16 protein-coding genes are annotated in these 17,163 nt (G+C 72.5%); 6 read left to right on the top strand and 10 right to left on the bottom strand.

Annotated features, from left to right (window positions below; all coding sequences use genetic code 11):
- Nucleotides 1–135: 135 nt before the first annotated feature.
- The 3 genes from AB0L00_RS00810 (at nt 136) to AB0L00_RS00800 (ending at nt 2,046) form a co-directional block, all read left to right on the top strand.
- Complete coding sequence (locus tag AB0L00_RS00810) at nt 136–309, top strand: DUF1272 domain-containing protein (RefSeq protein WP_364426587.1); 174 nt, start codon at nt 136–138, stop codon at nt 307–309.
- 92 nt (nt 310–401) lie between these two features.
- Nucleotides 402–1,001: an RNA polymerase sigma factor gene (locus tag AB0L00_RS00805; protein ID WP_364426584.1), complete on the top strand. Its 600-nt coding sequence runs from the start codon at nt 402–404 to the stop codon at nt 999–1,001.
- Nucleotides 994–2,046, top strand: coding sequence for a CU044_5270 family protein (locus AB0L00_RS00800; RefSeq protein WP_364426581.1), 1,053 nt, complete (start codon nt 994–996; stop codon nt 2,044–2,046). The genes AB0L00_RS00805 and AB0L00_RS00800 overlap by 8 nt, the downstream gene beginning before the upstream one ends.
- Here AB0L00_RS00800 and AB0L00_RS00795 read toward each other — a convergent pair.
- Nucleotides 2,033–3,217, bottom strand: a complete 1,185-nt coding sequence (locus AB0L00_RS00795) for an MFS transporter (protein WP_364426578.1) — start codon at nt 3,215–3,217, stop codon at nt 2,033–2,035. The genes AB0L00_RS00800 and AB0L00_RS00795 overlap by 14 nt on opposite strands.
- A complete protein-coding gene (locus AB0L00_RS00790; protein ID WP_364426575.1) occupies nt 3,214–3,888 on the bottom strand; it encodes an FCD domain-containing protein in 675 nt (224 codons plus the stop codon). Before AB0L00_RS00790 ends, AB0L00_RS00795 begins: the two co-directional genes overlap by 4 nt.
- Nucleotides 3,889–4,016: 128 nt before the next feature.
- Here AB0L00_RS00790 and AB0L00_RS00785 point away from each other — a divergent pair, with 128 nt between their 5' ends.
- Nucleotides 4,017–5,024 carry an alpha/beta hydrolase gene (locus AB0L00_RS00785; protein WP_364426572.1) on the top strand — a complete coding sequence of 336 codons (1,008 nt, stop codon included), beginning with the start codon at nt 4,017–4,019 and terminating at the stop codon, nt 5,022–5,024.
- Nucleotides 5,025–5,069: 45 nt separating this feature from the next.
- On the opposite strand, the gene AB0L00_RS00780 is transcribed toward AB0L00_RS00785, so the two are convergent.
- Both AB0L00_RS00780 and trpS read right to left on the bottom strand, forming a co-directional pair.
- Nucleotides 5,070–6,110 carry an NAD(P)-dependent alcohol dehydrogenase gene (locus AB0L00_RS00780; protein WP_364426569.1) on the bottom strand — a complete coding sequence of 347 codons (1,041 nt, stop codon included), beginning with the start codon at nt 6,108–6,110 and terminating at the stop codon, nt 5,070–5,072.
- 221 nt (nt 6,111–6,331) lie between these two features.
- Nucleotides 6,332–7,315, bottom strand: a complete 984-nt coding sequence (gene trpS / locus AB0L00_RS00775; protein WP_364426566.1) for a tryptophan--tRNA ligase — start codon at nt 7,313–7,315, stop codon at nt 6,332–6,334.
- Nucleotides 7,316–7,509: 194 nt separating this feature from the next.
- Here trpS and AB0L00_RS00770 point away from each other — a divergent pair, with 194 nt between their 5' ends.
- Entirely contained in the window at nt 7,510–8,409 is a 900-nt protein-coding gene (locus AB0L00_RS00770) for a hypothetical protein (RefSeq protein ID WP_364426563.1), read from the top strand.
- Nucleotides 8,410–8,552: 143 nt separating this feature from the next.
- On the opposite strand, the gene AB0L00_RS00765 is transcribed toward AB0L00_RS00770, so the two are convergent.
- From AB0L00_RS00765 to proC, 3 genes are all read right to left on the bottom strand, one after another.
- Nucleotides 8,553–8,948, bottom strand: coding sequence for a hypothetical protein (locus AB0L00_RS00765; RefSeq protein ID WP_364426560.1), 396 nt, complete (start codon nt 8,946–8,948; stop codon nt 8,553–8,555).
- 198 nt (nt 8,949–9,146) lie between these two features.
- Entirely contained in the window at nt 9,147–9,869 is a 723-nt protein-coding gene (locus AB0L00_RS00760) for a hypothetical protein (protein WP_364426557.1), read from the bottom strand.
- Nucleotides 9,870–10,156: 287 nt separating this feature from the next.
- A complete protein-coding gene (proC, locus tag AB0L00_RS00755) occupies nt 10,157–10,951 on the bottom strand; it encodes a pyrroline-5-carboxylate reductase (protein WP_345352096.1) in 795 nt (264 codons plus the stop codon).
- Between the two features lie 158 nt (nt 10,952–11,109).
- Here proC and AB0L00_RS00750 point away from each other — a divergent pair, with 158 nt between their 5' ends.
- Nucleotides 11,110–14,412 (top strand): S8 family serine peptidase, encoded by a 3,303-nt coding sequence (locus tag AB0L00_RS00750; RefSeq protein WP_364426553.1) that lies wholly within the window; start codon nt 11,110–11,112, stop codon nt 14,410–14,412.
- 181 nt (nt 14,413–14,593) lie between these two features.
- On the opposite strand, the gene AB0L00_RS00745 is transcribed toward AB0L00_RS00750, so the two are convergent.
- The 3 genes from AB0L00_RS00745 to AB0L00_RS00735 all read right to left on the bottom strand — a co-directional run bounded on the left by AB0L00_RS00745 (nt 14,594) and on the right by AB0L00_RS00735 (nt 17,132).
- Nucleotides 14,594–15,520 carry a proline dehydrogenase family protein gene (locus AB0L00_RS00745; RefSeq protein WP_364426550.1) on the bottom strand — a complete coding sequence of 309 codons (927 nt, stop codon included), beginning with the start codon at nt 15,518–15,520 and terminating at the stop codon, nt 14,594–14,596.
- Between the two features lie 152 nt (nt 15,521–15,672).
- The gene (locus tag AB0L00_RS00740; RefSeq protein WP_364426547.1) at nt 15,673–16,407 is read right to left on the bottom strand and encodes an ABC transporter permease; all 735 of its coding nucleotides are present in this window, start codon (nt 16,405–16,407) and stop codon (nt 15,673–15,675) included.
- A complete protein-coding gene (locus tag AB0L00_RS00735; protein ID WP_364426545.1) occupies nt 16,404–17,132 on the bottom strand; it encodes an ABC transporter ATP-binding protein in 729 nt (242 codons plus the stop codon). Before AB0L00_RS00735 ends, AB0L00_RS00740 begins: the two co-directional genes overlap by 4 nt.
- Nucleotides 17,133–17,163: the final 31 nt, after the last annotated feature.

Here is a 17,163-nt window from a genome sequence, read left to right as displayed (position 1 = left end):
CGGGTGCTCGTCGCCGAAGTCGTACGTCACCAGCCGGTCGTCCCAGAAGACCCGAAACGAGGCACTCACCGCTGTTACCTCCCGACCGCGCCCGCGAAGCGTCCACCGGTCACGGTACCGGTAGGCTGCGCGCCCATGGCGCTCGAGATGCGCGGCGCGTGCGAACGCTGCGCCGCCCCCCTGGACCAGAACGGCCTCGCCTACATCTGCAGCTACGAGTGCTCCTACTGCGGGCCGTGCACCCGGATGCTGTCCCATGTCTGCCCCAGCTGCAGCGGTGAACTCGTCCGCCGTCCCACCCGCGTCTGACCCTTTCCTCGTGATCCTGCCTCCGGGCGGGAACCGGCCTTCTCCGGGCGGGCAACAACGGTCGTCCTGACCGAAAGCCGAGAGGCCGGAGTATGAGCGAGACGAGCCGGACCGCCACGGAGGCCGACGACGCCTCCGTGATCGAGCGGTCCCGGCGAGAGCCCGATGCGTTCGCCGAGGTGTTCCGTCGGCACGCACCCGACATCAAGCGGTACGTCACCCGCCGCCTGGGCGCGGACGCCGCCGAGGACGTCGTCGCGGAGACCTTCCTGGCGGCGTTCCGGCAGCGGGACCGGTACGACCTGACCCGGTCGAGCGCGCGTCCCTGGCTGTACGGCATCGCGACCAACCGGATCGGACGCCACCAGCGCACCGAGGTGCGGCAGTTGCGCGCCCTCGAGCGGACCGGGGTCGACCCGGTGACCGATCCGTTCACCCGCTCCGACGAGCGGGTGAGCGCCGGGACCGTACGGCGGCGCCTGGCCGCCGCCCTGAGGAGGCTGCCCGCCGGTCACCGCGACGCGTTGTTGCTGGTCACCTGGGGCGAGCTCGGCTACCAGGAGGCCGCCCAGGCGCTCGGGGTGCCGATCGGAACGGTGCGCTCCCGCGTCAACCGGGCCCGGAAGAAGCTACGCGCGGAACTCGGCGGCGTCGATCCCACTTCTGCCAGCGAGGAAATCGAACATGGATGAGATGACCCGGCTCAACCTACTGCGCGCGGAGGTGCCCCGGCCCGCCCTGGCGGACCTGCGCGCCGAGGAGGACCGGCTGCTGTCCGAGATCGTGGCCCCCGGGTCGGCCCGGCTGCCGCGGCCGGCCCGGCAGGGAAGGGCGTGGCCCCTGCGGATCGGCCTGGGCGCCGTCGCGACCGGGCTGGCTGCAGCGGCGGTCGCCGGGATCGTGTTCACCGGCGGCGGTTCGAGCGATCCGAAGGCGTCGTACACGCCGATGGCCGTGCCGGTGGCGGTCGTGCAGACCCTCGACCGCGCGGCCGACGCCGCGACCAGGCAGCGTGAGCTGCACCCCAGGCCCGGCCAGTTCCTGGTCTTCGAGTCGCAGGCGGACGAGACCGCGGACGTGAACAACGAGAAGGGCGACTTCCGCTACCTGGCCTGCTCCCGCCGGAAGATCTGGCTGCCCGTCGAGGGCCGGGCCACCGGCGGCGTCCTGACGGAGACCGTCCTGCCGCCCAAGCGGTACGGGAAGTGGCCGATCCCGCCCGAGGCCGAGAAGGAGGTCGGCACGTCGGGGCCGGCGCGAGCGGCGGACGTCGACCAGAGGGCCGAGTACCTGCGCAACGACTACGCGTACCTCAGCCGGCTGCCGGCCGACCCCCAGGGCATGCGCGCCCACCTGTACGACCATCTGAGGCCGGGGACCCCGGAAGGCGACCGGGAGGCATGGTCGCGGGTCGGCGGCATGCTGACGGAGGCGTACCTGCCGGCCGCACAGCGCGCGGCGCTGTTCCGCGCCGCCGCGACCATCCCGGGCGCGCAGGCCGTGGGGCGGGCCGAGGACGCCGCGGGTCGTCAGGGCATCGCGGTCGCCCGGACCGACGAGGACGCGGGCGAGCGGTCGGAGTACATCTTCGACCCGAAGACGTACCTGTTCCTCGGCCGGCGAGCGGTGGTGACGGACGCGGAGAAGGGCCAGGCGCCCGTCGGCACCGTCACGGAGTCGACCGCTCAGCTGAAGGTGACCGTCGCGGACAGCGCGCCGAAGGTCACGGGCGGCTGACGAGGACGGGCTCGGGTTCGGCGCCGATCGTGCGGGCACGGCCGGCGCCGAGGCCGGGCACTACGAGGATCACCGAGACGACCAGCAGGATGACCGACGGAACGCTCCAGCCGTGCGTGGCGTCGTGCACCGCCCCGACGGCGAGCGGGCCCAGCGCGGCGATCACGTAGCCGACGCCCTGCGCCATCCCCGACAACTGCGCGGCCACGTGCGCGTCGGCGGCGCGCAGGCCGATGAACGACAGGGCGGTGGCGAAGCCGACGCCCTGCCCGAGCCCGAGCACGATGATCCACAGCCAAACCGAGCCGATCGGCGCCCAGGCGGTGCCGGCGAAGCCGATCAGGCAGAGCACGCCGACCAGGACGACGAGGGGCCGCTGGTCGCGCAGCCGGCGCTCGATCACCGGGACGGCCAGCGCGCCGACGGCCTGCAGGAGGCTGGTGACGCCGAGGGCGTAGCCGGCCGCCGTCTCGCTCAGCCCCCGGTCCTGGCAGAGGGTCGGCAGCCAGCCGGAGACGACGTACGCCAGCAGCGACTGGACGCCCATGAACGCGGTGACCTGCCAGGCCAGCCCGGACCGCCAGACCTGCGGCGAGCCTTCGGCGGCCGGCACCGCGGCGGCGGCCCGGCGGGCGCGCGGCAGCCAGGCGAGCGCGGCCAGGGCCGCCGGGATGGCCAGCAGCGCGAGGGGCAGCCGCCAGGAGGACCCGGTGGCGTGCTCGATCGGCACCGCGACGCTCGAGGAGACCGCCGCGCCGACGGTCACCGCGATCGTGTAGACGGCCGTGACCGCCATGATCGCCTGGGGATGGTCCCGCTTGATGATCGACGGGACGGCGATGTTGCCGACGCTGATCGCGATCCCGGCCAGGAGCGCCCCGCCGAACAGGGCGGCCTGGGATGGCAGCACGCGCACCAGCAGCGCGACGACGAGCACGAGCATGCTGGCGACCAGCAGGCGTTCCCCGCGCGGCGACCGCCGCAGCAGGGGCAGCACCAGGCCGAACGAGCCGAAGAAGACCAGCGGGAGCGTCGTCAGCGCGCCGGCCGCCGCGCCGGAGAGGTGCAGGTCATCCTGGATCTGGCGGAGCAGCGGACCGACCGCGACGATCGCGGGACGCAGGTTGAGCGCGACGAGGACGATCAGCGCGATGCCGGCGTAGCGCCTCACAGGACGTCCTCCAGGGCGCGAAGGGTGGGTTCGACGACGCGGGCCGCCGCGCGACCGGCCGCCTCGGGGTCGCCGTCGGCGATCGCCGCCAGCACGGCGTGGTGCGGTTCGGGGCCGCCCTCGGGCAGGTCGCGGTCCTCGCGGAGGGCGCTCAGCGACTCGCGCAGCCGGTGCCGGAAGAACCGGAACGCCTCGGTCAGCAGCGCGTTCCGGGCGGTCTCGGCGACGGCCAGGTGGAAGCGGGAGTCCGCCTCACCGAAGGCCTCGGGGGCCTCGGCGGCGTCGCGGTCGTGCAGGAGGGCCTCGAGCCGCCGCAGGTCCTCGGGCGTACGGCGCACGGCGGCGAGCTTGGCCGCCTGGACGTCATAGGCGAGCTGCACCTCGAACACGTCCCGCAGCGACGCCCGCTCGACCCGCCGCAGCAGTGGCCGGGGGTCGGCGGCGCTGCGCACGTAGGTGCCGTCGCCGCGCCGGACCTCGAGCACGCCGACGTGGCTCAGGGCGCGGATGGCCTCCCGTACGGCGGGCCGGCTGACCCGGAGCCGGGCGCTGAGCTCGTGCTCGCCGGGGATGCGGGCGCCGACCGCCCAGGCGCCCGAGGCGAGCTGGTCGTGCATCTGGTCGAGCACGGCCTCGACGGCGGACGCCCGTTGGACCGGCTGCAGCGGCACGCCAGACCTCCCAGATTTGTTAGATGTCAGACATGTCAGCCCTTAACTCTACACGTTTGTGACGTGATGAACCGGACATGTGGGGCATCTAACTAACTAGGTGACTCCTGGCGCAGGAGGCGGTTGCCATGACGTACGTCGCAGATGCCGAACTCCCCCCGTACGAGCGGACCCCCAGCTCCCAGAGCCGTGCGCTGGCCGCGGCCATCCGGCTGGGGGTCCGGCCCTTCTCCGGACGCGTCAAAGGCGGGCCGACCGGCGTCCGGGTGTGGCGCACCCTCCTGGGCGCGGGTTCGCACTGCCTGCGCGCCGACCCCCGCGTCCACGTCGAGCCCCTCAACGACCCGTGCGTGGACCTCCCGCAGATCCGGCGCCCGGTCCGCGGCGAGTGGCTGCGGCCGCCCGGCGGCGACGCGAGCCGCGGCGTGATCCTGTACCTGCACGGCGGGGCGTACGCGATCTGCTCCCCCCGCACGCACCGGGTGATCACCACCCGGCTGGCCATGGACACGGGGATGCCCGTGCTCGCGCCGCGCTACCGGCAGGCGCCGGAGCACCCGTTCCCGGCGGCGTTCGAGGACGCCCTGGACGCGTACCGCCTGCTGCTGGCCCGTGGCCTGCCGCCCGAGCGGATCACCGTGGTGGGCGACTCCTCTGGCGGGCACCTGGCCGCCGCCCTGGCCGGGGAGGCGTGCCGCACGGACCTGCCGACACCCGGCAAGGTGGTGCTCTTCTCCCCCTGGATCGACCTGACCGGCGAACTGGCGCTGACCTCGCCGATGCTGCGCCGGGACCCGTTCATCGTCCCGGCCGTCGCGACACGGTTCGGCCGCCTGTACGTGGGGGGCAGCGATTGGAACGATCCACGCCTGTCGCTCCTCACCTGCGCGAGCGCCGACCTCCCGCCCTTCCTCATCCAGGTCGGCGGGATCGAGGTGCTGCGGGACGAGGCCGAGAAGTTCGCCGACGCGCTGGCCGAGGCGGGGGCCGACTACGAGCTGCAGGTCTGGCCCGGCCAGATGCACGTGTTCCAGATGTTCAACGGCCTGATCCCGGAGGCCAGTGAGGCGATGCGGGAGGCCGCGCGCTTCATCCGCCGCGACGCCGACCACGGCTCCGTCCCCGAGGCCGCCTGACGCACCGCCCCGCGTTGGCCGTACCCCGCACGGCCGCCCACCGCGTCAGCCGAGGGTGGCGGTGTCGATGACGAACCGGTAGCGGACGTCGGAGGCCAGAACACGCTCGTAGGCCTCGTTGATCTGATTCGCCGAGATCAGCTCGATGTCGGCGCCGATGTGGTGCTCGGCGCAGAAGTTCAGCATCTCCTGCGTCTCGGCGATACCGCCGATCATCGACCCGGCGTAGGAACGCCGGCCGCTCAGGAGGGAGAACACGTTGACGCTCAGGGGCTCGGCGGGGGCGCCGACGTTGACCAGGGTGCCGTCGACGGCGAGCAGGCCGAGGTAGGCGTCGACGTCGATGCGGGCGCTGACGGTGTTGACGATCAGGTCGAACCGGCCGGCGAGCCGCTCGAACGTGTCGGGGTCGCCGGTGGCGTGGTAGTGGTCGGCCCCGAGCCGCAGGCCGTCCTCCTGCTTCTTCAGGGATTGCGAGAGCACGGTGACCTCGGCGCCCATGGCGTGGGCGATCTTGACGGCCATGTGCCCGAGTCCGCCGAGGCCCACGACGGCGACCTTCTTGCCCGGCCCGGCGCCCCAGTGACGCAACGGCGAGTAGGTGGTGATGCCGGCGCACAGCAGCGGCGCCGCGGCGGCGAAGTCGATGCCCTCGGGCACTGACAGGACGAAGTCGGCGTCGACGACGACGTGCGTGGAGTAGCCGCCCTGCGTGACGGTGCCGTCCCGGTCGACACCCGCGTAGGTGGGGACCATCCCCTCCCGGCAGTACTGCTCGTCACCGTTGCGGCAGTTGACGCACCGCCCGCAGGAATTGACCATGCAGCCGACGCCGACGCGGTCGCCCACCCGGTGCCGGGTGACGGCGGCGCCGACCTCGGTGACGATGCCGACGATCTCGTGGCCGGGGACCAGTGGGTAGGGCTGAGTGCCCCAGTCGCCGCTTACGGTGTGGATGTCGGAGTGACAGATGCCGGCGTACTTGATCTCGATGAGAACGTCGCCCCGGCCGACGTCACGCCGTTCGATGGTCGTGGGGGCCAGCGGCTCGCCGACGGCCGGTGCGGCGTAGGCGTGGACACGCATGGAGATCGCTCCTTAGATTCGAGGCCCGCTTCCCGAGGTGGGCAGGCGAGGTGGCCGCTACCCATCAAAGGCCGTCGTCCGGGTGGGAGGAAGGCACTGCTGAGGGGTGTACCGGCAGGGCACCCCTGACCGGTGGAACGCAGCCTTCTCGAAGGCTTCTGATCGCGCCGCCCGGTCGCGTCGGCGCGACCGGGCGGCGGACCCGTTAAGGGGGAGCTGCTTCAGGCTGCCGTCAGGCCGATGGCGCGCCGGGCCGCCGCCAGCGTCGGCGCGGCCAGGTCGCGGGCCTGCTCCGCCCCTTCGCGCAGGGTCTTCTCCAGCCCCGAGCGGTCGGCGGCGATGGCGGCGTACCGCTCCTGCAGCGGCTGGAGCAGCGCGATCACCGCGTCGGCGGTGGCCCGCTTCAGCTCGCCGTACGAGGAGTACGACAGCGACTCGACCGGCGTGTCCGTGCACGCGGACAGGATGGCCAGGAGGTTCGACACGCCCGGCTTGCCCTCCGGGTCGTACGTCACGTCCGAGCCGGAGTCCGTGACCGCCCGCATGACCTTGCGCCGTACGACGTCGACGGGGTCGAGCAGGTAGATCGTTCCCGGCGAGTCCATCGACTTGCTCATCTTCCGCGACGGGTCGGCCAGGTCCATGACGCGCGCCGCGGCCTTCGGCAGCACCGCGCGGGGCGGCGTGAACACCGGCCCGTACGCGCGGTTGAAGCGCTCCGCCAGGTCGCGGGCCAGTTCGAGGTGCTGGGACTGGTCCGCGCCGACCGGGACGTCGGTCGCCTGGTAGAGCAGGATGTCCGCGGCCATCAGCGCCGGATAGGTGAGCAGCGACAGGCGCACCACCTCGTGCCGCGCCGACTTCTCCTTGAACTGGATCATCCGCTGCATCTCGCCGTAGTGGGCGGTGCTCTCCAGCAGGTACGACAGCTCGGTGTGCGCGGGGACCGCGCTCTGCCGGAAGAACACGCACCGTTCCGGGTCGATGCCGGCCGCGACGGCCAGCCCGGCCAGCTCCAGCGCCCGCTCGTTCAGCAACGCGGGGTCGTGCGGGCTCGTGAGGGCGTGCAGGTCGGAGATCCCGTACACGTGATCCGTACGGGCCGCGTCGGCGGTCAGGCGCAGCGCGGACGGCCGCAGCGCGCCCAGCAGGTTGCCGAGGGTCGGGCGGCCGGACGGGGTGAAGAGGCTGAGGACGCGGGCCACGGTGACTCCTTGTGAACAGGGCCACCGCACCCGGCGGAACGAGAAACGGCCGCCGAGGCGGCGGCCGTCGAGTGGGTACGCGAGGAGAGGTCGGCCGCCGTCAGGCGACCCACCAGCTACTGCTGTTGAGCATTCCTCGCATGGGCCCGATTGTAGCGCGGCAAAACGTCGTACCTCAGTGTGACCATCGCGGTATGACGGAAAATGTCGCGCTCGCCGTGCGGGGGCCGTTCGACCTGGCGGCGAGCATCCGGTTCCTGGAAGGGTTCACGCCGGCGGGCCGGCCGGACGCCGGGCGGCACCGGGGCACGCTCGCGCTCGCCTTCCCCGCCGCGCCGTCCTGGCGTCCCGTGGGCGTACGGCTCCGTCAGGAGGGCGACACGGTCCACGCCGAGATCGAGGCGCACCCCGACGACGTGACGGCGGCCGCCGAGCACGCCCGGCGGATCCTGTCGCTGGACGTCGACGGCACCGGCTTCGCCGAGCTCGACGACCCGCACGTCGTACGGCTCCGGGACCGCTTCCCGGGCCTGCGGCCGGTGTTGTTCCACTCGCCGTACGAGGCGGCCTGCTGGACCGTGATCGGGCACCGCATCCGGATCGCCCAGGCCGCCGCCATCAAGCAGCGCATGGCCGAGCGTCTCGGCGACGTCGTCGGCGGGGTCGCGAGCTTCCCGGGACCGGAGCGGCTGCTCGCCGTCACCGACGTGCCGGGGCTGCCGCCGGTCAAGATCGAGCGCCTGCACGGCATCGCCCGCGCCGCCCTCGACGGCGACCTGGACGCCGACCGGCTGCGGGCGATCGAGACCGCGCAGGCCCTCGTCGAGCTGCAGCGGATCCCCGGCATCGGGCTGTTCTCCGCCGAGCTGATCCTCATCCGGGGCGCGGGCCACCCCGACGTCTTCCCCGCCTCCGAGCGGCGGCTGCACGACGAGATGGCCCACGAGTACGGCCTGCACGACCCCAGCCCGGCGCGCCTCGCGGCGATCGCCGAGGCCTGGCGGCCGTACCGGTCATGGGTGGCGCTGCTACTGCGCGCCCGGCGGGAGATCGAGACCGCCGAAATCGCCCGCGGCCGCCGCATCACCCGCTAAGGTCTGCCGCCTATTTACCCAGCGTCGGCCCACCCGTTAGCTCAACGCAGTGTGAGCGAAAGGGACACGGCGTGGAATCCCTGGTGATCGCTGTCGTCTATGCGCAGCGATCACCAGCTGCGGGAGAGGCCTCGCCGGGCCCCTCACCCGCTCGTTCGCACTCGTGGCGACGCTTGCCAGAGGCCGAGAGCGGCGGCGACCGCGGCCACGGCCTCGGCGACGGTCGTGATGACCTTCTCGGCGTACCAGACCGGCTCGTACATGTTCGGCATCGGGCCCAGCGGCCCGATGTCGACATAGCGATAGAGCAGGACGGCGCCGAGCGCGCTGGCCGCGACGACGAAGGCGATCCCGTAGGTCAGGCGGGTCGCGCGGATGAGCACGAGGACCGCGACGAGCGCGGCCAGCGCTCCCTGGATCCAGAACAGCGTCCCCTCGGTGAGGCCGCCGCCCGACCCCAGGTCCCCGGCCAGGTGGAAGTGGATGTACGCGTCGACCGCGAGCCCCGCGACGACGAGCAGGCGAAGTATCAGGCCCATACCTACATCACCGTTCGCGAGGCCGCTTCGGTTCAACGTCCGGCCGAGAAAGTGCGGCGTGGCTCAGCGAACGTTCGCCAGGTCCGCCGACGCTCCGCTCTCCACGATGACCCCCTTGTCCGCCGGCCGACGCGGGCCAGCAACTCTCGCGCCTGCTCATCGGCCTCCGGCCGGAGGCGTCCGTGCTGTCGTCGGGTGTCAGTAGACGAGGACGACGCAGCCGTTCGCGCCGGGGAAGCCGCGCCGGTAGGGGGCAGGAGCCGAGTCGGCGCCGTTTCCGCCCCGGCCGGTACCGGCGGGGCAGGCACTGGGTACCCCGGCACCGGGCGCGCCTCCGGGGCCTCCCGCGTCTTTGACGCCCGCCGTGCCGGCCTGGCCGAAGTTCTGACCGGCGTCGCTGCCGGCGCACCAGGTGGCGTTCATTCCTCCCGCACCGCCGGCGTCCTCGTGGCCGCCGGGACCGGTATGGCCGCCGCCGCCGGCGTCGGCGCTGGCGCCGCCCGCGTTGGCGTAGGCGACGGAGGAGGCCGTCCCGGCAAGGCCGTCGCCGTTCGGTGCGGCACCGCCGGCGCCGACGGTGATGGTCATGGTGTCACCGGGCTGGACGGCCAGGGTGCAGAACGAGGTGGCGCCCCCGCCCCCACCACTGCCGCCGGACAGGTAGACGGTGTTGCCGGTCCCCATGCTGCCGCCTCCCCCGGCCCCGGTCAGGACGACCCTGATCTGGGACACCCCGGTGGGCACGGTGAAGGTGGTCGCGCCCGGTGCGGTGTAGACCTTTCCGGTCTGGGCGTGGGCGGGAACGGTCCCGGCCACCGGCAGCAGTACCCCGGCCGCCGCCGCGACGCCCGCGACGCCTCCTCGGACGCGACAGAACAGGTTGCCGGTGCGGCGGATGGGCTGAGGGGTGTCGGTGTGCATGGCTCTCCCGTACGACCGTTGCCGATGGTGCCTTTGTGACTACATAGAATAACCATCACTCGGTGCATTCACGCGACTACATCTCATGATGATTCGGGGAGCAGGGCACACCGCCCGCGGCACGGACGGACGAATCACCGATGCGCGACCTCGGCGAGCCCGTGCTCCCGCATCGTGGAGCGCAGAGAAAGACCAGGTCACAGATCAGCGGGGGGTGACCTGGTCCCACTGAAGGGCCGCGAACTCTGGGGTCGTCTCTTACCTGGTGATCGGCCGGGGAACGGTGGTCAGCCCGCGCCGAGTTCGCGGCCGCGGTCGCGGGCGGCCTCGATGGCCTCGATCACGGCGGCGCGCACGCCGTGGCGCTCCAGCTCGCGGATGGCCGAGATCGTCGTCCCGGCGGGCGAGGTGACCGCCTCGCGCAGCATGACCGGGTGGTCGCCGGAGTCGCGCAGCATGATCGCGGCGCCCACCGCCGACTGGATCACCATCTCGAGCGCCGCCGCGCGCGGCATGCCGAGCAGGATGCCCGCGTCGACCATCGCCTCGACGAGGTAGTAGAAGTACGCGGGGCCGCTGCCGGACAGGGCGGTGGCGGCGTCCTGCAGCGACTCGGGGATGCGCAGCACCTTGCCGACCGGGCTCATCAGCTCCTCGGTCAGCTTCAGGTGCTCCTCCCCGGCGTGCGTGCCCGCGGAGATCACGCTCATCGCCTCGTCGACGTGGACGGGCGTGTTCGACATGACGCGGACGACCGCGACGCCGTCGGGCAGGCGCTCCTCGATGAACGCGGTCGGGATGCCGGCGGCCATCGAGATGACGAGGCGGCCCGCCGGAACGTGGTCCCGCAGCTCCCGCAGCAGTGTGTCCATGTCCTGCGGCTTGACGGCCAAGACGAGGGTGTCCGCGGTCGCCGCGGCCTCGGCGTTGGTGGCGACCTGCACGCCGTACCGCTCGCGCAGCAGCGCACCCCGCTCCTCGCGCCGCGTCGTGACCAGCAGCTCCGAGGGCTTGCGCCCGGCCCGCAGGACTCCGGACAGCAGCGCCTCGCCCATCTTGCCGGCGCCGAGAATCGCGATCATCGTCTCCAGCCTCCCGTCTCCCAGAAGCGTACCGAGCCGCCCGTACGGCCGGCGCCCTGACCTGCGGACGCCGAGAAGATCCGATTCGGCCGGAAAGATCGGGGCCCGTGCGACGAATCCCTTGTGACAGGTGTTGTCCATGAGGATCGAGAGTCCGAATGAGAAGACCCAGAGCGGGCGTGGCGATCACGCTCGCCGGAGTGGTGGCCGCCGGCGTTCCGGCCACCGCCCACGCCGCCTCCGCCGCGCCCGCCGCCAGTGCCCGGCAGGCCGCGAAGCCCAAGGCGACCAAGCTCTCCTCCGGGAGGTCGTGGACGGTGACGCTCCTCACCGGGGACGTCGTCCACGTGCAGACCGTCGCGAACCGCCCGCCGCTCGTCTCGGTGGAACCGGGAGCGGGCCGCAAGAAGATCCCCTTCGTCCGGGACATCCGGCCGGACGGGACCATCCGGGTGATCCCCCAGGACGTCGTCCGGAAGCTCGGGAAGGTCTACGACCCGGCGCTCTTCGACGTCACCACCCTGATCAACGACGGGGACGACGACGCCGCGAGCACCGGCCTGCCGCTGATCGTCAAGAGCGGCGGCGGCGTGAAGGCACTCGCCGCGGGCGGCCGGACCCTCCGCAGCATCGGCGCCACCGCCGTCCGCCAGCCGAGGGCGAAGGGGCCCGCGCTGGCCCGCAGTGCGCTGGCCGGGCACGTCCAGCACATCTGGCTCGACCGCAAGGTCCACGCCCAGGCGCTCGACCACAACCTCGACCAGATCGGCGCCCCCGCCGCCTGGAAGGCCGGCGCGACCGGCAAGGGCGTCAAGGTCGCCGTGCTCGACACCGGGGTCGACGCCACCCACCCGGACCTCCAGGGACGCATCGCCGAGCAGCAGAACTTCAGTGAGAGCGCCGACACCGTCGACCGGTTCGGGCACGGCACGCACGTCGCGGCGACGATCGCCGGGACCGGCGCCGCCGCCCACGGCGAGCGCAAGGGCGTCGCCCCCGACGCCGACCTCCTCATCGGCAAGGTCCTCGGCGACGACGGCTACGGCCGCGACTCCGACATCATCGCCGGCATGGAGTGGGCCGCGCCCAAGGCCCGGATCATCAGCATGAGCCTGGGCGGCTGGACCGACGACCCGGCGAACGACCCGACGGCCAAGGCCGTCGAGGAGCTCACGGCGAAGGACAACACCCTGTTCGTCGTCGCCGCCGGGAACGACGGGCTCCCCGACAGCATCGAGTCGCCCGGTATCGCGCCGTCGGCGCTCACCGTCGGCGCGGTGGACGGGAACGACAAGGTCGCCGGCTTCTCCAGCCGTGGCGGCGCGCTGCTGAAACCGGAGATCTCCGCGCCGGGCGTGGACATCGTCGCCGCCCGCGCCGCCGGAACGTCGATGGGGCACGTCATCGACGCGCGGTACACCTCCGCGAGCGGCACGTCCATGGCCACCCCGCACGTCGCGGGCGCGGCGGCCGACCTGCTGCAGAAGCATCCGTCCTGGACGCCGGCGCAGCTCAAGGCCGCGTTGGTGACCACGGCGCACGAGGCGTCGGGGACGGTCTACGAGACGGGCGCCGGGCGGCTGGACGTGGGCGCCGCGACCGCTGCGACCGTCTTCGGCGACCAGGCGGCCGTCTCGTTCGGATCGATCCCCCACGGGTCGACCAAGGCCCTCACCCAGCAGCTGAGCTGGACGAACAGCGGATCGGCCGCCGTGACGCTGAAGCTCGCCGGTCACCTCGCCACCCCGCAGGGCGAGAGCGTGTCCGCGCTCGGCCTGCCCGCGGCGGTGAGCGTCCCGGCCGGTGGGTCGGCGTCCGTCACGCTGACGCTCGACCCCGGCCGGCTCTCGACGGCGGGCCACTACAGCGGCGCGGTCACCGCCACGGCGGACGGCGTCGCCCTTCGCGTCCCGGTCGGCGCGACCGCCGAGCCGGAGACCCACACGCTGACGCTGAAGGCCACGCCGATCCCGGGCACTCCCGACGGGGCGCTCGGCGGCTACGTCGGAGTGGTGAACAACGACAACCCCGATCTGTACGACAACGGGGCGGAGATCCCGGCCGACGGGGTCACGAACATCACCGTGCCGGCCGGCCACTACTCCGTGCTCGGCAGCGTGGACGACACCACGGAGGGCAAGGCACGGTCCGCGTTCGCCGGAGACACCGACGTCACCGTGCAGGGCGACACCACCGTGACGCTCGACGGCGCCCGGGCCCGGCCCGTACGGCTGTCCGCGCCGGGCACGACGGCCGACCCGAACGCCGTCCAGGGCCTCATGGCCGAACGCGGCATCGGGGCCGGAGTCTGGGGCACCGGCGTGCTCGCGTTCGACGGCTCCCGCGCCGTGTACAGCACGCCGATCGGTCCCGCGCGGACCGGCACGTTCCGCGCGTACGCCTACGGCCGGCTGACCGACGGCGGGAAGACGGTCTACGACATCCTCCACGGCCTCGGCTCCGAGGTTCCCGCGACGGTGGACTACACGGCCACCCCGAAGGACCTCGCGCGGATCGACGAGCGCTTCGGCGCGCTGGCCGGCGACACCACGAACCCGGACACCGAGAAGCGGTACGGCGTCTCTCCGGCCGGCTTCCTGGTGAACGAGGCGTCCAGCCAGGTGCCCGCGGGCTCGACGCGGACCGACTATGTGTCCGGCGACGCCGGCGTTCAGTGGCTCAACGAGGCGTTCCGCACGGACATCGCCCAGTACGGCTGGGTGACGCAGTTGCCGGCGCGGCGCTTCGAGGCCGGGCGGACCTACACGAACGACTGGTTCCGCCAGCCGTTCCGGCCGGGCCCGTACTCGGCGACGGTGCCGTCGGCGAGCTTTTGCGAGCCGGGACCGACGACCCGGGCCCGCGGGAACATCCACGTCGAACTGGTCGACCTGCAGGACCTGCCGGATGCCTTCGACTGCCTGCTGGGCGATCCCGTCTGGGAGAGCTCCACGTCGCGCACGATGCGGCTGTACGTGGGCGACAGGCTCGCCGGGACGAGCACGCACTCCTACGGCGACTTCAGCGTTCCGGCGAAGGCGGGCACCTACCGGCTCGGCTACGACGTGGACGTGTCGAAGCTGCTGCCGATGTCGACCAAGACCTCGACGACGTGGACGTTCCGCTCGAAGCCAGGTGAGGAGCGGGTGCCGCTGCTGACGGTGGACTACGCGCTGCCGCTGGACGTGCTCAACCACCCGAACGGCGACACCGCGACCTTCACCGTCGCTCGCGTCGCGGGCGCGGCCGCCGCCACGGCCACCGGCCTGAAGCTGTGGACCTCCCTCGACGACGGGAAGACCTGGCAGGCCGCAACGGTCACCGCCGCGGGCGGCGGGAAGTACACCGCCAAGCTGCCCACGGCGGCGAAGGACCAGGCCGTCTCGCTGCGCGTCCAGGCCACCGACTCCGGCGGCGGCAAGGTCGACCAGACCATCGTCCACGCCTACACCGGAGGCTGATCTCGACTCCGGGTGACCTCCGTCACAATCGGCGGTCACCCGGAAACCGAAACGTCCCTTCGGACAAGTACTTAATGGGCACTCCGGGCTGCATGGCCCGGGGTACGCGAACCGCCCCGGCCCGCACCTCCCGTGTGTGCGTTATCCCACCCCTGGCCGGGGCGGTTCGTCCCTCTCCGCCTCAGGACCTGGAGACCAGCGCCCGCAGGAAGAAGCCGACGTTGGCCGGGCGCTCGGCCAGCCGGCGCATGAGGTAGCCGTACCACTCCTGGCCGTAGGGGACGTAGACGCGCACCTGGCCGCCGAGCTCGGTCAGGCGTCGCTGCTCGTTCGGGCGGATGCCGTACAGCATCTGGTACTCGAAGCCGTCCGGGCTCCGCTCGTTCAGCACGGCGAGCGCGCCGGCGATCTCGATGAGCCGTGGGTCGTGGGTGGCCAGCATCGGGTAGCCGCGCCCGGCCATCAGGACCCGCATGCACCGCACGTAGGACTTGTCCACGGCGTCCTTGCCGGTGAACGCGACCGAGTCGGGGGCGTTGTAGGCGCCCTTGCACAGGCGTACCCGCGACCCTTCGTAGGCGAGGTCGGCGCAGTACTCCTCGGCGCGGCGGAGATAGGCCTGGATGACCGCGCCGGTGTCGGGGAAGTCCTGCCGCAGCTCCTTCAGGATGCGCAGCGTCGAGTCGACCCTGGTGTGGTCCTCCATGTCGAGGGTCACGGTGGTGTTCGCCTGCCGGGCGGCCGCGCAGACGCGCCGGGCGTTCTCCAGCGCCATGCGCTCGCCGTCGTCGAGCAACTGGCCGAGCGCGGTCAGCTTGACCGAGACCTCGGCGCGGGGACCGTACCCCGCCTCGGCGACCCGCTCCAGAAGCCGTTCGTACTCGGCGGTGATCGCCTTGGCCTGGACGGCCTCGACGGTGTCCTCACCGAGATGGTCGATGGTGACCAGCAGACCATCGGAGATCAGCCGGTCGGTGGTGGTGAGGACGTCGGCGGCGGTCTCCCCCGCGACGAACCTGCGAACGACGTTCCTGCTGTACGGCGCGGTCTCGACGATCCGGCGTACGCCACCGCTGCGTGAGGCGGCCAAGAGAGCCTGGCGGAGCAAGGTTCCCCCTCTCCCTGAGGACCACACTGTCCCGATCGCCCATCAGGCTATGCCAGCCTTGACGAGGCCGGTCACGATGGATCTCCCTCGGGTTGACCGGGCCGGGACGGTCCGCCGGGCGTACGACGGCGGGTGAGGGGCCGGGGCGATCGTCAGGGCGTACGGCGGCGGAGGGTCGCGGCGCCCAGCAGGAGGGCGAGGACCGTGCAGCCGGCGATGACCGCGATGTCGCGTCCGAGCGTGCCGGTCAGGCCGGAGTGGCTGGTCAGCTCCCGCATCGCCTCGACGAGATACGACAGCGGCAGCACGTCGGCGATCCACCGCAGGACCGTGGACATCTGGTCGCGCGGCACGAACAGCCCGGCCAGCAGCACCTGCGGCAGGATGAACGCCGGCATGAACTGCACCGCCTGGAACTCCGTACGGGCGAAGGCGCTGGTGAACAGCCCGAGCGCGACGCCGAGCAGGGCCGCGAGGAGGGTCAGGACCACGAGCGTCCACACCGACCCCCGCAGGTCCAGGCCGAGCCAGGTGAGGGAGATGGTGGCGACGACCGCGACCTGGACGAGCGCGGTGACGCCGAACGCCAGGGCGTAGCCCAGCAGCAGGTCGAGCTTGCCGAGCGGCATCGTCATCAGCCGCTCCAGCGTGCCGCTCGTCCGCTCCCGCAGCGTGGCGACGCTGGTCACGATGAACATCACGACCAGCGGGAAGACGCCGAGCAGCATCGGCCCGAACCGGTCGAACGCCTCGGGCCGGTTCATGACGTACCGGAGCAGGACCATCAGCAGGCTGGGGACGACCACGATCAGCGCCAGCGTGCGGTGGTCGTGCCGGAGCTGGCTCAGGATCCGCCGGGCCGTCGCGAGGGTGACAGTGACGCTCACCGCCGCCCCACCTTCTCTCTCCGCTCGATGATCTTGAGGAACGCCTGCTCCAGGTCGTCGGTGCCGGTCTGGTCGCGCAGCGCGCCGGGCGTGTCGTCGGCGATGATCCGGCCCTCCCGCATGAGCAGCAGCCGCTCGCACCGGGCGGCCTCGTCCATGACGTGGCTGGAGACGAGCAGGGTCGTCCCGCGACCGGCCAGCTCGTGGAACAGCTCCCACAGCTCGCCGCGCAGCACCGGGTCCAGCCCGACCGTCGGCTCGTCCAGGACGAGCAGCTCCGGCCGGCCGAGCAGCGCGACGGCGAGGCTCACCCGGTTCAGCTGGCCGCCGGACAGGGCGCCGACGAGCTGGTCGCGGGCGCCGCCGAGGCCGACCTCGTCGGTGACCCGGTCGACGTCGCCCTTCGGGGCACCGAGCACGGCGGCGAAGTAGCGCAGGTTCTCCCGCACGGTGAGGTCGGCGTAGACGGCCGGCCGCTGGGTGGCGTAGCCGACGCGGTGGCGCAGCTCGCGGTGGCCGGCCGGGCGGCCGAGCACGGTGACGGTGCCGCCCTGGACGATCTGCACGCCGACGACGGCCCGCATGAGCGTCGTCTTTCCGCAGCCGCTCGGCCCGAGCAGGCCGACGACGGAACCGCGCGGCACGTCGAAGGTCAGGTCGTGCAGGACCGGACGCCCGCCCCGCACGACCCGGAGGTCCCGGGCCTCGATGACGGAATTCATCATGCGTTGAAATTAGACTCGTGCGGAACGGGTG

This window comes from Actinoallomurus sp. NPDC052308 (assembly GCF_040679195.1).
In the GTDB taxonomy this organism is placed as follows: Bacteria; Actinomycetota; Actinomycetes; order Streptosporangiales; family Streptosporangiaceae; genus Actinoallomurus; species Actinoallomurus liliacearum.
This window is presented reverse-complemented; position numbering and strand designations above follow the sequence as displayed.

Coding starts and splice junctions, on each gene's coding strand:
- AB0L00_RS00785 (WP_364426572.1), top strand. CDS start 4,017: ATGACGTACGTCGCAGATGCCGAACTCCCCCCGTACGAGCGGACCCCC.
- AB0L00_RS00765 (WP_364426560.1), bottom strand. CDS start 8,948: ATGGGCCTGATACTTCGCCTGCTCGTCGTCGCGGGGCTCGCGGTCGAC.
- AB0L00_RS00770 (WP_364426563.1), top strand. CDS start 7,510: ATGACGGAAAATGTCGCGCTCGCCGTGCGGGGGCCGTTCGACCTGGCG.
- proC (WP_345352096.1), bottom strand. CDS start 10,951: ATGATCGCGATTCTCGGCGCCGGCAAGATGGGCGAGGCGCTGCTGTCC.
- AB0L00_RS00805 (WP_364426584.1), top strand. CDS start 402: ATGAGCGAGACGAGCCGGACCGCCACGGAGGCCGACGACGCCTCCGTG.
- AB0L00_RS00810 (WP_364426587.1), top strand. CDS start 136: ATGGCGCTCGAGATGCGCGGCGCGTGCGAACGCTGCGCCGCCCCCCTG.
- AB0L00_RS00735 (WP_364426545.1), bottom strand. CDS start 17,132: ATGATGAATTCCGTCATCGAGGCCCGGGACCTCCGGGTCGTGCGGGGC.
- AB0L00_RS00750 (WP_364426553.1), top strand. CDS start 11,110: ATGAGAAGACCCAGAGCGGGCGTGGCGATCACGCTCGCCGGAGTGGTG.
- AB0L00_RS00800 (WP_364426581.1), top strand. CDS start 994: ATGGATGAGATGACCCGGCTCAACCTACTGCGCGCGGAGGTGCCCCGG.
- AB0L00_RS00780 (WP_364426569.1), bottom strand. CDS start 6,110: ATGCGTGTCCACGCCTACGCCGCACCGGCCGTCGGCGAGCCGCTGGCC.
- AB0L00_RS00760 (WP_364426557.1), bottom strand. CDS start 9,869: ATGCACACCGACACCCCTCAGCCCATCCGCCGCACCGGCAACCTGTTC.